The sequence below is a fragment of the Streptomyces sp. NPDC059092 genome, assembly GCF_042756365.1.
Lineage (GTDB): Bacteria > Actinomycetota > Actinomycetes > Streptomycetales > Streptomycetaceae > Streptomyces.
Map to the genome: position 1 here is coordinate 25,549 of NZ_JBHZEJ010000055.1, position 14,148 is coordinate 39,696.

9 protein-coding genes are annotated in these 14,148 nt (G+C 72.7%); 8 read left to right on the forward strand and 1 reads right to left on the reverse strand.

Features of this window, described 5'->3' with window-relative positions; translation table 11 throughout:
* Positions 1-178: 178 nt before the first annotated feature.
* From eccE to ACFXPL_RS26800, 8 genes are all read left to right on the forward strand, one after another.
* Complete coding sequence (gene eccE, locus ACFXPL_RS26765; protein WP_384924293.1) at positions 179-1,462, forward strand: type VII secretion protein EccE; 1,284 nt, start codon at positions 179-181, stop codon at positions 1,460-1,462.
* An 89-nt stretch (positions 1,463-1,551) separates the two neighbouring features.
* Positions 1,552-2,292: a hypothetical protein gene (locus ACFXPL_RS26770; RefSeq protein ID WP_384924295.1), complete on the forward strand. Its 741-nt coding sequence runs from the start codon at positions 1,552-1,554 to the stop codon at positions 2,290-2,292.
* A 415-nt stretch (positions 2,293-2,707) separates the two neighbouring features.
* On the forward strand, positions 2,708-6,145 hold the full coding sequence (locus tag ACFXPL_RS26775; RefSeq protein WP_384924299.1) for an SCO5717 family growth-regulating ATPase: 3,438 nt from the start codon (positions 2,708-2,710) through the stop codon (positions 6,143-6,145).
* A 196-nt stretch (positions 6,146-6,341) separates the two neighbouring features.
* A complete protein-coding gene (locus ACFXPL_RS26780; RefSeq protein WP_384924301.1) occupies positions 6,342-8,255 on the forward strand; it encodes an ABC transporter substrate-binding protein in 1,914 nt (637 codons plus the stop codon).
* A gap of 3 nt (positions 8,256-8,258) precedes the next feature.
* Positions 8,259-9,338 (forward strand): ABC transporter permease, encoded by a 1,080-nt coding sequence (locus ACFXPL_RS26785; RefSeq protein WP_384924303.1) that lies wholly within the window; start codon positions 8,259-8,261, stop codon positions 9,336-9,338.
* Positions 9,335-10,360 (forward strand): ABC transporter permease, encoded by a 1,026-nt coding sequence (locus ACFXPL_RS26790; RefSeq protein WP_384924305.1) that lies wholly within the window; start codon positions 9,335-9,337, stop codon positions 10,358-10,360. Before ACFXPL_RS26785 ends, ACFXPL_RS26790 begins: the two co-directional genes overlap by 4 nt.
* Positions 10,357-11,397: an ABC transporter ATP-binding protein gene (locus tag ACFXPL_RS26795; protein ID WP_384924307.1), complete on the forward strand. Its 1,041-nt coding sequence runs from the start codon at positions 10,357-10,359 to the stop codon at positions 11,395-11,397. Before ACFXPL_RS26790 ends, ACFXPL_RS26795 begins: the two co-directional genes overlap by 4 nt.
* A 349-nt stretch (positions 11,398-11,746) precedes the next feature.
* Positions 11,747-12,766, forward strand: coding sequence for an ABC transporter ATP-binding protein (locus tag ACFXPL_RS26800; protein ID WP_384924309.1), 1,020 nt, complete (start codon positions 11,747-11,749; stop codon positions 12,764-12,766).
* A 131-nt stretch (positions 12,767-12,897) separates the two neighbouring features.
* On the opposite strand, the gene ACFXPL_RS26805 is transcribed toward ACFXPL_RS26800, so the two are convergent.
* The gene (locus ACFXPL_RS26805) at positions 12,898-13,851 is read right to left on the reverse strand and encodes a bifunctional riboflavin kinase/FAD synthetase (protein ID WP_384924311.1); all 954 of its coding nucleotides are present in this window, start codon (positions 13,849-13,851) and stop codon (positions 12,898-12,900) included.
* Between the last annotated feature and the right edge of the window lie 297 nt (positions 13,852-14,148).

Here is a 14,148-nt window from a genome sequence, read left to right on the forward strand (position 1 = left end):
GCTCGGTCGCCCCCGGGGGCAGGGCGCGTCGGCATGGCCCCCGGGCCCTGCCTGACTGTCGGACCGGCCCCCTACTATGCCTGTAGACCGGGTGCGGTGGTGGGGCGGGTAGGGTGACCGGGCTGCCAACACCCTGGTCGGCCAGGGTGATCGGGACGAAATCGGGGGTTTCTCCATCATGGCTTCAGCGACGCAGACGCGGCCTGCCGCGACCGCGCCGTCCACCGCCGCCTCCCCAGGCCAGGCGACGCCCGGACTGAAGGCGCGGCCGGGGCATTTCGGACCTTTTCGAATGCAACAACTGGTACTGATCGAGCTGGCGGCGGCTCTGCTGCTGGTGGCGTGGGTGATCAGTCCCCTCATGCTGGTCCCGGCCGGTGTGCTCGCCGCGCTGCTGGTGCTGCTCGCCCTGGTGCGCAGGCACCGGCGCGCGCTGCCCGACTGGATCTCGACCGCTCTCGGGCTGCGCGCCCGGACGCGCAGGGCAGCCTCCCTGGTGCTTCCCGCCGGTACGGAGCCGGGGCTGGCGCCCGCCGTTGAGTGCGACCCGGCGCTGCGCACTTACGCGTACAGCGACCGTGACCGGCGCCCGGTCGGGATGATCGGCGACGGTACGTTCCTGACGGTGGTGCTCCAGATCGAGTCGGACACCACGGCGCTGCGGCCCGACCGTTCGGCCAGGCCGCTGCCCGTCCGTCTCGTACGGGACGCGCTGGACGTGGACGACGTACGGCTGGAGTCCGCCCAGGTCGTGCAGCACACGCAGCCCGCCCCGGCCCCGCATCTGCCGGAGCAGTCGGTGGCGGCCCGCAACTACGCGCCGTTGCAGGCCCAGACGGGCTCCCCGGCTGTGCGGATCACGTGGATAGCGCTCAAGCTCGACCCCGAGCTCTGTCCCGAAGCGGTGGCCGCGCGGGGTGGCGGCCTGGTGGGCGCGCAGAAGTGCGTGGTGCGCGCGGCGGACCAGCTCTCCAGCCGGCTGGCGGGTGCCGGATTCCGCGCGGCGGTGCTGACCGAGCAGGAGCTGACCGCGGCGATAGCCGTCTCGTCGTGCGCCAATCCGCTGGCCATAGCGCAGGCGGGGCGTACGGAGACACCCACGCGGCGGACGATGGAGACATCGCGCACGTGGCGCTGCGACGACCGGAGGCACACCTCGTACTGGGTGGCGCGCTGGCCTGAGCTGGGCGGCGGCGGTGCGCCGATGCCGCAGCTCGTCGCACTGCTCACCTCGATCCCGGCGCTTGCCACGACCTTCAGCCTCACGCTGGGGCGCGGCGAGCGGCAGGGGGTGACGGTCAGCGGACACGTACGGATCACGGGGCGCAGCGACGAGGAGCTGGTGACCGCCCGTCATGAACTGGAGCGCGCGGCCCGCGGGGTGAAGACCGGGCTGGTGCGTCTGGACCGCGAGCAGGTGCCCGCGATGCTCGCCACTCTTCCGCTCGGGGGTACTCGCTGATGTCCGTACCGACAACGGGGGCCGCGCCTGCGCCCCCGCCTTCGCCGGGATCGGGCCCAGGTCAGGGCCCGGCGGGGGATTCGGCTCCGATGCCCGCGAGGATGCGGGAGCCGGTCAGCGGCCGGGGGAAGCCGCGGATCGGCTTCGGGCTGCTCGGACCCCGCCGTGAGCGCCACGCGCTGTCAGTGGACCAGTTGGAGGCGCTCGCGCTGCCGGTCGGGGACGACGGGGTGGTGATCGGCGTGGACGCCGGGAACCGGCCCGCCGTGCTCGGCGTCAACCGGCCGACTCCGTACGACATCACGCTGATCGGTGGCCTGTGGACGGCCCAGGTGCTGGTGCTGCGGGCCGCCGCGACCGGCGCGCGGATCGCGGTGGAGACGGGCCGGGCGCATGCCTGGACCGGGCTCGCGCAGGCGGCGGGCGGGGGGACTCCCTGCATCACACTGCACGACGTGGGGCGAGTCCCGCCGCAGGGCGCCTCAGCGGGCAGCCCGGTGGTCGTGGTGCGGGACTGCGGGATGCGGCCGCCTCGCGGACGTGTGGTGTCGGCGCCGTGGCAATCGGTGCTGACGCTGCTGCCGTATCTCAGTCCGGTGGCACCGCGGCTGATGGAGAAGTCGGCGCTCGTCGGCCTCCAGCGGGTGTCGCCGGACGAGGCGGCGCAGATCGGCCGGATCATGAGCCTGCCGCGCGCCGAGACGGAGGCGCTGTCGACGCTCTCCGACGGGGTCACCCTCTGGTGCACCGCGCGGGACCGGCAGTTCGTGATGACGCAGCCGACGGACTCCGAGACCGGATTGTTGGGCAGCGCGCGCCGGATGGACTGAGGCGCCGCCGGACGCGAGCGGTGCTGCCCGCTCGGCATGGCTCCGCCCGCTCGGCATGGTTCCGTCTGATCGGCATGGTTCCGTCTGAATTCGCGGGGACGGATGTACCGATTCAGCCAGCGTTGCCCTTTCTCGTACTCCCGCACGGCCGCCCCGTACTACGCCGGAATCTCATCCTCCGGTCCGCTGCGCCCACTTGGCCACTGGACGCGACATACGGGACGGGCGTTGACGGGCGGTCCGCCCTGCCGTATCGGCACCGTTGGCGATTAGGGTGGGTGTGGGCGCGGGAGCAGAGAACCTGCGGGCAGACCGGCCGCGTCGCAAGGGGAAGAGCCGGGCGGACCGGAGTGACGGATTTCGGCCGCCCCCACCCACCACGGCACAAGGGTGCTCGACCACACCAGGAGGCAAAGTGAACGGCGATCGGGACGAGATCCGCAGCGGCTGGAGCCGGCCCGCCGCGGACGATCAGTCCGACGCGGAGCCCGAGATGACGGGTGAGTTCACCATCGACTACACCCCGCCCGCCTGGTACACGCAGAACGCGCCGGGGGACACGACCGGTGGTGGTGCGACGAGCGCACCGGCCTTCACGACCCCTCCCCCGCCGCCCGGCGGCGCGCCCGTCGCGGTGCCGGGGCTGCCCGCGGGCAGCGGCTTCGAACCCAACTGGGCGCCGCAGCCCCCATCCACGCCCACGCCGCAGCCTGGGGCGGACCCTGCTCGCGCCGCGGAACCGGCCACTCCGGTGTCCGCGCCCGGCGCGCCGGAGCCATTCGGCGGTGGCGACGTGGAGAGCGGCGCGACGATGCGGTTCTCCCCGACGGCGCTGAAGCGCGAGATCGAGAAGCACGAGGCGGCGAAGAACGGCGCCTCCGCGACGACGGACGCCGACGCACGGTTGAACGCCGACGCGACCCCGGAACCTGCCCAGCACACGGGCCCGGAAGCTGGTGGGGACGCGGCGAACGGCGCCGCTCCCGCGGACGTACCGCGCGTGAACGACGCCGGCGACGCGGGCGCTCCGTCCGGAGCCCCGACCTCCGAAGAGGCATTTCCCGCCCCGTCCGTTGCGGACGGGGTGGCGGCCGGCGACAGCAAGGCCGACGGGGTTACGGTGCCGAACGTGGTGCCGGGCCCGGCCGAACCGGTCGCGGAGGACGGCGCCGCCGACGGAGCGGCACCGGACGCGGCTCCCGATTCAGCACAGGAGCCGGAGGCCCCTTCCACGGCCACGTCCGAGACCCCCGACAACGGCGTCCCGGACGCGATCCCCGCGTCTCGGGAGGGCGGGGCCGCCGACGAGCCCTCCGACGCGGTGCCCGCGGCCGAACCGGCGGACGCGGCGGCTGATGTCGCCGTGGCCGACGTCACGGTGTCCGAAGTCGCCGACGCCGTTCCGCGGGACGCGGTGCCCGCCGACGAGCCCCAGGACGCTCCTCCGGCCCCCGCGGCGGCCCAGCCCTGGGCGCCCCAGCCGGGCGCCGTACCGGGCGCCGGGCTGCCGCCGCTCCCGCCCGCGTTCCAGCCGGCCGCGCCGGCGTCCGCGCCTCAGTGGCCCGTAACGGCGCAGTCCGCCGAGCAGTCCGCCACGCCGCAGAGCCGGCCTCCGGCTGCTCCGGCCCATGCCCCGGCGCAGGCACAGCCCCAGGATCAGCCTCCGAGTGCGCCCCAGGGGGCACCTCAGGGCGCGCACGCGTGGCCCGCGCTGCCCCCCGCCCCGCAGCCGCAGGGTGGCTACGGCTTCCCGCGGCAGGCGGGCCCGGCCGCCCAGGGCCCGTCGGCCGCCGCCGTACCGGTGCCGTCCGCGCCCGTGCCGCCCGCGCAGCAGTCTCCCGTCGTGCTGCCACCTGCGGCGTCCGCGGGTCCCGCGCCGCACCTTCCGGCCCCGAACGCCCCGGTACCGCCCGCCGGTTACGGCTTCCCGCAGCAACAGGGGCACCCGGGCCTCCCCGTTCCCTCGACCGCGCCGCAGCCGCCCCCTGCGCAGAGCGGTTACGGCTTCCCTCAGCAGGGCGGTTACGGCTTCCCGCAGCAGCAGGGCCGACCGGGCGCGGACGCTTCCGTACCGCCTTCTCCGCCGGGTCCCCATCTGCCGGCGCCCGCCGCGCCGCACCTCCCGGCCCAGCAGGCCCCCCAGCCGCCCCACGGGCAGACTCCCCCGCCTCGCCCCGGTGAGCCGCAGCAGCTCCACCAGGCGCTGCCGCAGGTCGCGCCCGGTGCGCCGCCCGTCGACCCCCGTACCGGCGCGGCATGGCCCTCGGCCGTCGCGCACGACCACCGTGAACGCTCCGTACCGGGCGCTCCGCTCGGCTACACGGCGGCCGTGGAGCTGTCCTCGGACCGTCTGCTGCGCAACAACAAGCAGAAGGCCAAGAGCAGCCGCAATCCCTCCGGTGGTTCGCGCTTCAAGATCGGCAGGAAGGCAGCGGAGGCGGAGCGACAGCGCAAGCTCGAACTGATCCGCACGCCGGTGCTCTCCTGCTACCGGATCGCGGTCATCAGCCTCAAGGGCGGCGTCGGCAAGACCACGACAACGACCGCGCTGGGCTCGACCCTGGCCTCCGAGCGGCAGGACAAGATCCTGGCGATCGACGCCAATCCCGACGCCGGCACGCTCGGCCGCCGCGTACGGCGCGAGACCGGGGCGACCATCCGCGACCTGGTGCAGGCGATCCCGCACCTCCACAGCTACATGGACATCCGCCGGTTCACCTCGCAGGCCTCGTCCGGGCTGGAGATCATCGCCAACGACGTGGACCCGGCCGTCTCCACGACGTTCAACGACGAGGACTACCGGCGCGCGATCGATGTCCTCGGCAAGCAGTACCCGATCATCCTCACGGACTCGGGAACCGGTCTGCTCTACAGCGCGATGCGCGGCGTGCTGGACCTGGCCGATCAGCTCATCATCATCTCGACACCCTCCGTGGACGGCGCGAGCAGCGCGTCGACGACGCTCGACTGGCTCTCCGCACACGGGTACGCCGACCTTGTGCAGCGGTCCCTGACGGTCATCTCCGGAGTTCGCGAGACCGGCAAGATGATCAAGGTGGACGACATCGTGCAGCACTTCGAGACGCGCTGCCGCGGCGTCGTCGTGGTGCCCTTCGACGAACACCTCTCGGCGGGCGCCGAGGTGGACCTCGACATGATGCGCCCCAAGACGCGCGAGGCGTACTTCAACCTTTCCGCGCTGGTCGCCGAGGACTTCGTACGGGCGCAGCAGGCGCAGGGGCTGTGGACGGCGGACGGCCAGCCGCCGCCGCATCTCGCGCCGCCGATGCCGGGCTATCAGGGCCAGTCGACGCAGGGGCCGGCGCCGTACGGGCAGCCGCCGCAGGGGCCGCCGTACGGGCAGCCGATGCACGGTCAGCCGCCGTACGGGGCGCCGTACCCCGCGCAGCACGCGCAGGGCCAGCCGGTCCACGGGCAGCCGCACCCGGGCCAGCCGGGCCAGGGGCAGCCCTATCCGCCCCAGCAGTACCCGCAGCCGCCGGTGCCCCAGCAGGCGCAGCCCCCGCACCCTCCCCAGCAGCAGCCTCCGGCGTACCCGTACCCGGCGCAGCAGCAGCCGTACGGCGGGCCGCAGCCCGGGCCGGGTGTCCAGCAGGGGTGGCAGCAGTCTCCGCCCTCCCAGGCGCAGTCCCCCGCGAGCCCGGCGGGACCTCCGCAGCCCCAGCCCGCACCGCCGGCCCAGCCGGACTCGTACGGTCTGCGCCCCCCGCACGCCCCGCCACACGCCCCGTCGGCGGACCCGGCGGAGGAACCCGAACGGCAACGCCCCGTACCGCCGGCCTGGTGGTCCCAGCAGCAGCCCCCAGCAGCACCGCCAGCGTCTCAGCAGTAGGGCGTCAGAGGTAGAGACCAATGAGGGGCCGCACCGTCTTCACGGTGCGGCCCCTCAGCGCATTCCCGCAGACCACACGGGGTTTGGGCGGCCGTTGACGCGGTCGACGAGCGCTGATAAACCTTCGCTTCACCAGTTGACGAACCAGCATCAACCCGGCTTCTCCGTGCGAGCGACAACACGAGGTCACCGTCCCATGGTCGAAAGAGTTCCGCCGCGTACGCCGCGGCAGGCCGCACCCCGGCCCGCGCACCGGCCCGAACCCCGCCCCGTACGGCAGCGCCGCCGTCCCCGCCCACGTCACCTCCTGACCTCCGTCGCCGTCTCCGCCGCGCTGGTGGCCGGCTCTGTGGTCCCGCTCGGCCCACTGCTCCCGGCGCCGCAGCAGGCCCGGGCCGCGGACGGCAAGAACGTGCTCACCGTCGCGGTCAGCCAGAGCGTCGACTCGCTCAGCCCGTTCCTGGCGCAGCGGCTGACCAGCACCAGCATCCACCGGCTGGCGTACGAGTACCTCGTCAACTACGACCCCAAGGACGCCCATCCGGTGCCCGGCTTCGCCACCGCGTGGAAGCCGTCCGCCGACAAGTTGACGTGGACGTTCACCATCCGTGGGGACTCGAAGTGGTCCGACGGACAGAAGGCGACGTCCGAGGACGCCGCCTGGACGTTCAACAAGATGATGACGGACCCGAACGCCGCCACCGCCAACGGCAGCTTCACCGCCAACTTCGACAAGGTCACGGCGCCCGACCCCGCCACGCTGGTCGTCAAGCTGAAGAAGCCCCAGGCGACCATGACGGCGCTGGACGTGCCGATCGTGCCGAAGCACATCTGGGAGAAGGTCGGCGACTTCTCGAAGTTCAACAACGACAAGACCTTCCCGATCGTCGGCAACGGTCCGTTCGTCATCACGGACTACAAGGTCGACCAGTACGTCAAGCTCAAGCCCAACAAGGACTTCTGGCGCGGCGCCCCCAAGTTCGACGAACTGGTGTTCAAGTACTACAAGGACGGGGACGCGGCCGTCGCGGCGCTCCAGAAGGGCGAGGTGTCCTTCGCCTCCAACCTGACCCCGGCCCAGGCCACGGCGCTGAAGAGCGCCAAGGACATCAAGGTGAACAACGCCCCTGGCCGGCGCTTCTACGCACTCGCGACCAACCCGGGCGCGCGGTCGAAGGACGGACAGAAGTTCGGCAACGGGAACCCCGCGCTGCTCGACCCCGCGGTGCGCAAGGCGCTCTTCCAGGCCGTGGACCGCGGAACGATCATCGACAAGGTCTTCCAGGGGTACGCGGTCGAGGGCCAGGGGTACATCCCGCCGCGCTTCGCCTCGTACTTCTGGCAGCCTTCGGACAGCCAGAAGATCGCGTACGACCCGGCCGCGGCGGCGAAGACACTCGACGCCGCCGGCTACCGGAAGAACGGCGCCGGCAAGCGTCTGGGCAAGGACGGCAAACCGCTCGACCTCCGGATCCTCTGCCACGCCACCGACCCGAACGACAAGTCGATCGGCAAGTACCTCCAGGAGTGGTGGGGCGCGCTCGGCATCGGACTCAAGGTCGAGTGCCTCGACAACGTCTCCGACCCCTGGATGGCCGGTGACTACGACCTCGCCTTCGACGGCTGGTCCGTCAACCCCGACCCCGACTTCGTCCTCTCCATCCACACCTGCGGGGCGCTGCCCGCCACGCCGAAGGACAGCGGCGCGACCGACAACTTCATGTGCGACAAGAAGTTCGACGACCTGTACGCGCAGCAGTCATCGGAGTACGACACCGCCAAGCGGGCGGATCTCGTCCAGCAGATGGAGTCACGGCTTTACGACACCGGGTACATGAACGTCATGGCGTATCCGAACGCGGTCGAGGCGTACCGCACCGACCAGATCAAGTCGATCACGACCATGCCGGAGGCCGCCGGGAACATCTGGGGCCAGGACGGCTACTGGAGCTGGTGGTCCGCGGCGCCGGCCGACGACAGCGGCTCCACAGGATCCTCCTCGGCCTCGAACGGTGTGCTGATCGGGATCGGCGCCGTCGTGGTGATCGCCGCGGCGCTCGGAGGCTTCTTCGTGCTGCGGCGCCGCTCCACCGCGGAAGACCGTGAATAGCCCGTGAGCGCCGCGAGCACGCCCGGTACGGCGCGGGACGCCGCGGGGGACGGCCCGGTCGGGACCGGGCCGTCCGGCCCCGCCGCCCGCGCGGCCTCGGGCACCGGGACCGCGTATCCGCTCTATGTGGCGGGGAAGCTGGGCGGGGCGCTGGTGTCGCTCTTCGCCGTTCTCGTCACCAGCTTCTTCCTCTTCCGGGTCATCCCCGGAGACCCGGTCAAGGCGATGACCCACGGGGTTCCGACATCCGCGGAGCAGCTGGCGACGCTGCGCCGCCAGTTCGGTATGGATCTGCCGCTGTGGCAGCAGTTCACCGACTACTGCGCCAAGGCGCTCACCGGCGATCTGGGCAGCTCGTACCAGTTCCACGCGCCGGTGGGGGAGCTGATCGTCCAGAAGCTGCCCGCGACGCTGCTGCTCACGGGCGTCGCCGTGGTGATCTACTCGGCGCTCGGGCTCTGGCTCGGTACGCGCTCCGCGTGGCGCAACGGCAGCCTCGGCGACCGGCTCAACACCGGCGTGGCACTCACCCTGTGGTCCGTGCCCGCCTTCTGGCTCGGACTGCTGCTGATCATCTTCTTCTCGGTGGGTATAGGGCCGATCCCCGGCATGTTCCCCACCGGCGGCATGGAGTCGGGTGACACGACCGGCCTCGCGTACGTCGTGGACGTGGCGCACCACATGGTGCTGCCGGTGGCCACGCTGGTCGCGGTCGGCTACGCGCAGACGCTGCTCGTCATGCGGTCCTCGTTGCTGGACGAGATGGGCAGCGACTATTTGACAACGGCGCGCGCCAAGGGGCTGCGCGACGACCTGGTACGCCGCCGGCACGCGGTGCCCAACGCGATGCTGCCCACCATCACGATGGTCTTCATCAATCTGGGTCATGTGGCCGCCGGTTCGATCCTCGTGGAGACGGTGTTCTCCTGGCCAGGGCTGGGAGGGCTGTTCTACTCGGCACTGAGCGTGCCGGACCTGCCGCTGGTCCAGGGGCTGTTCGTCGTCTTCGCGGGCGCGATGATCCTGATGAACCTTCTCGCCGACCTGTTGTATCCGCTCCTCGATCCCCGGGTGGGCCGATGACTCTGGAGAAGACCCCGCCGACGCCGCCTGGCCCGCCCGGGTCTTCCGGGTCGCCCGGGTCGTCCTCGTCGTCCGATCCCGCCGCGCCGTACGGCGAAGGGCCGTCGGGCGCCGCGCCGTCGGGTGCGGGGCCGTCCGCGGCCGCGCTCGCCCGGGCCCGGCGGCGCGGCTCGGTGGCCCGCTTCTGGGCGCAGTACCGTACGCACCGGGCGGGGCTCTTCGGCCTCGCGGGGCTCGCCCTCATCGCGCTGCTCGCCCTTCTCGCGCCGTTGCTCGTGAGCGGTGACGTGGCGAGCGTGACGGATGCGCCGGGGACGGCCCTGGAGGGGCCCAGCGGCGAGTTCCCGCTCGGCACGGACCAGTTCGGCCGGTCGCTGCTGGGCCTGCTGATCTGGGGTTCACGGGTCTCGCTGACGGTCGGTCTGCTGGCCGCCGTGCTCTCGGTGGCCATCGGCACGCTGGTCGGTGTCGTCGCCGGGCACTACGGCGGCTGGTTCGCCACCGTGGTCATGCGGATCACGGACTGGTTCCTGGTGATGCCGACCCTCGTGCTGGCCATCGTGCTGGCGACGGTGATGTCCCGGTCCATCTGGACGGTGATCCTCGCGATCGGCGTCACGAGCTGGCCGACGACGGCGCGGCTGGTCCGCGCACAGACGATCGCCGTCGAATCCCGCCCGTACATCGAACGCGCCCGCGCGCTCGGCGGAGGCCACCGCCATGTCATGACGCGCCACGTACTGCCGAATGTGATGCCCCTGGTCCTCGCCCAGACGACGCTGGGCATCTCCAGCGCCATCCTGACGGAGGCGACGCTCGCCTTCCTCGGCCTCGGCGACCCGATCATCATCTCGTGGGGCGGCATGCTCCAGGACGCGCGTGAGGCGGGCGCGGTGTCATCGGGGCACTGGTGGTACCTGGCGCCGCCCGGCATCGCGATCGCGTTCGTCGCGCTCGCCTTCACGCTCTGCGGCCGTGCGATCGAGGCCGTACTCAATCCGAAACTGGGGGTTACCCGTTGACCACCACGTCCGACGTGACACCGCGGGCGGGCGCAGGAGGCGCCGTCAGCCTGCTGGAGGTCAGGAACCTGCGGGTGACGTACGGCACGGGGCCCGCCGCCGTGCCCGCCGTACGGGGCGTCGACCTGACCGTCGAGTCCGGCAGCAAGCTGGGCATCGCGGGCGAGTCGGGGTGCGGCAAGTCCACGCTGGCCCTGGCGCTGCTCCGGCTGCTGCCGCCCGCGGCGAGGCTTTCAGGGGAGATCCTGCTCGACGGTGAGGACGTCCTCACCATGAAGTGGGGCCGGCTGCGCGCCGTACGGTGGGCGGGCGCGTCGATCGTCTTCCAGGGCGCGATGCACTCGCTCAACGCGGTGCACCGGGTCGGCGACCAGATCGCTGAACCGTTACTGCTGCACGGGCGCGCCACCCCCGGCGCCGCGCGGGCGCGCGCCGCCGAGCTGCTGGAACAGGTCGGCCTCTCGGCAGCCCGCGCGGACGCGTATCCGCACGAGCTGTCCGGCGGCCAGCGCCAACGCGTCATGATCGCGATGGCGCTCGCCTGCGATCCACGCCTGATCGTCGCGGACGAGCCGACCACCGCGCTCGACGTGATGATCCAGGCGCAGATCCTGCGGCTGATCGAACAACTCGTCGCCGAACAGAACATCAGCCTGCTGATGATCAGCCATGACCTAGCCGTGCTGGCGGACACGTGCGACCGGCTCGCCGTGATGTACGCGGGACGCATCGTCGAGGAGGGCCCCGCCCGGGGCGTGTACGACGCGGCGGAGCACCCCTACGGCCGCGCCCTCTCGGCCGCCTTCCCCCGGATCGGGGACCTCGCGTCGCGCCGTGCGCCGCGCGGGCTGCCCGGCGACCCACCGGACCCGGCGGCTCTGCCGTCCGGCTGTACGTTCCATCCGCGCTGCCCCGTCGCGCTGGACGCCTGTGCCCATGACGACCAGGCGCTGCGCGACGTGGGCCCCGGGCGGCGCGTGGCGTGCGTACGGGCGGACGCAGCGATCGCGGCGGGCGCACCGGAGCCACCGCCGTGACGGCGGGCGCCGTACGCCGCCGCGCGGCGCGGCGACGACCACGGTCGACGCGGCCGGCGCCGCGCGGTCGGCCGGTAGCGCGGCGCCGCCCCGTACGCCGCGCTACCGGGCGCCCCGTTGGCCGTGTGTGCGTCGCCCTGTACCTGCGCGGCATACGGGGCGTTCACGGCGCGACGTACTGCCGGGACGAAACGTACCCGCACCGCACGGCCCGGACGCCCCGCCGGGCGGCGTCCCCTTCGTATGCGGCACGCCTTCGTAAGCACCACGCACCACGCGTCGTACGGTCCGGCAACGCGCCCCAGTGGTCCGTACGGCCTCCGGACGGCCATTCCTCCAGGAGCCAGCCATGACGACCTCCCCCGCGCCGTCGGCACCCCCGCCGCCGTCGTCGCTGCTCTCCGCCGCCGGGCTGAGCGTGACCTTCCAGGGGCGGCGCGGTGCCGCGCCCGCCCGCGCCGTCGACGGGGTGGACCTCGACATCGCCCCCGGGGAGATCGTCGCCCTGGTCGGCGAGTCCGGCTGCGGCAAGACCACTTTGGCGCGCTCGCTGCTCGGTCTGGTCCCGCCCACGACCGGCGGGATCACCTTCGCCGGGGAGCCGCTCGGGTACGGTTCGCGCGCCCTCAAGGCGTACCGCAAGCGTGTCCAGCTCGTGCTCCAGGACCCGAGCGGGTCACTCAACCCGCGCCACACGGTGTACGACGCGGTCGCCGAGGGCCTGCGCATCCACGGCTACCCGGGTGACGAGCGTGGAGCCGTCGCGGAGGCGCTGTCGCGCGCGGGGCTGCGGCCGCCCGAGCGCTTCTTCCTCCGCTACCCGCACGAGCTGTCGGGCGGGCAGCGCCAGCGTGTCGTCATCGCGGGCGCGCTGGTACTGAAGCCGGAACTGATCGTCGCGGACGAGCCGGTGGCGTCCCTGGACGCCTCCGTACGGGGCGAGATCCTGGCACTGCTGCTCTCACTGCGCGACGAACTCGGGCTCTCCGCACTGGTCGTGACGCACGATCTGGGACTCGCCTGGAACATCGCGGACCGGGTGGCCGTGATGTATCTCGGCCGGATCGTGGAGACCGGCCCTGTCGAGGATGTCCTGACGGCGCCTCAACACCCGTACACGCAGGCGCTGCTCTCCGTGCTGCCGGAGTCGGACGGCGCCCCGGTCGTCCTCACGGGCGAGCCGCCGGACCCGTCCCGGATCCCGGAGGGGTGCCGCTTCCACGCGCGGTGCCAGGTGCTCGCGTCGGGCGCGGCGGAGCGCGCGGGTGTCGCGGACCGCTGCCGTACGGCGCCACTGCCGGTGCTGACGGGCGGTTCCGGAGCGCAAGTGGCCTGCCACGTCGCGACGGCGCGGCGCGGCGCGGGATGACCGGGCCGACCGGGTGTCACCGGGCGACGTCACGGGCGCGCCGCCGCGCCGTACGGGGCGGCGGCACAGGGCGCCCTGCGCGCGCGGCCGGGCGGGACGGCCTCGCGGCGGCGCAGAGGGCTCGTACGGTGCTACGACGCGTCGTACGACTCCGTCAGGGCCCGTGCGCGCTTCACGTCGTCGCCCATGGCGTCGAGCAACGCCTCGATGGACTCGAACTTCTGCATGCCACGCACGTACGACAGGAAGTCGACCGCGACGTGGAGCCCGTACAGATCCAGGCCCACCCGGTCGATCGCGTACGCCTCGACGCTCCGGTCGACACCCTCGAACTGTGGGTTCGTGCCCACAGAGATCGCTGCGGGCATCCGCTCGCCGTCGGCCGTGAGCCACCCCGCGTAGACGCCGTCGGCGGGGATCGCCGTGTGCGGCAGGGTCTCCACATTGGCCGTCGGGAAGCCGAGTTCGCGTCCACGCTGCGCGCCGCGCACCACCACGCCCTCGACACGGTGCGGCCGGCCCAGGATCTCCCCGGCGCCCTCGACGTCGCCCGCGGCGACAAGGCGGCGGGTCAAGGTGGAGGAGAAGGGGTCGCCGCCGCCCGCCGCACCGCTCACGTACAGGTCGACGACCTCGACCTCGTAGTCGTAGGACGCGCCCAGGTCGGAGAGGACGGCGACATTGCCGGCCGCCTTGTGCCCGAAGCGGAAGTTCGGGCCCTCGATGACGGCGCGGGCGTGCAACTTGTCGACAAGCACCTTCACGATGAAATCGGCGGGCGACAGTTTCGAGAACTCCAGCGTGAACGGCAGGATCAGCAGCGCGTCCACGCCAAGCCCCGCCATCAGCTCCGCGCGCCGGTGGTGCGGGGCAAGCAGGGGCGGGTGACTGCCGGGGCGCACGACCTCGCTGGGATGCGGGTCGAAGGTCACCACGACCGACGGTACGCCCAGCTCACGCGCCCGCTCGACAGCCCGCCCGATGATGAGCTGATGCCCGCGGTGCACGCCGTCGTAGGAGCCGATGGTGACGACGCTGCGCCCCCAGTCCTGGGGGATGTCCTCCAAGCCACGCCAGCGCTGCACTGAGACCGCTCCTCGCCCGAACCCATGTACGTCATTTCCAGTTACGCAATGCTAAGACTGCCATGCCCCGCGCTCACGCCTCCCCGTGCCCCCGTGGTGCGCTCCGCACGCCCCGCTGAAGGGGTGAAGGGGCGGTCCCGGTTGGACAGAGATCCTTCTCGGAGGAGCCGTGGGGGGGGGCGGCCGGGGGGGGGGCCCCCCCGCCGGGGGCGCGGGTCCCGCGGGCCGCCGCCCCCCCCCCCCGCCGCCGGCCCACATCCTCACGGCACCGGGACCGAGGTCAGTCGGCAAGAAGCC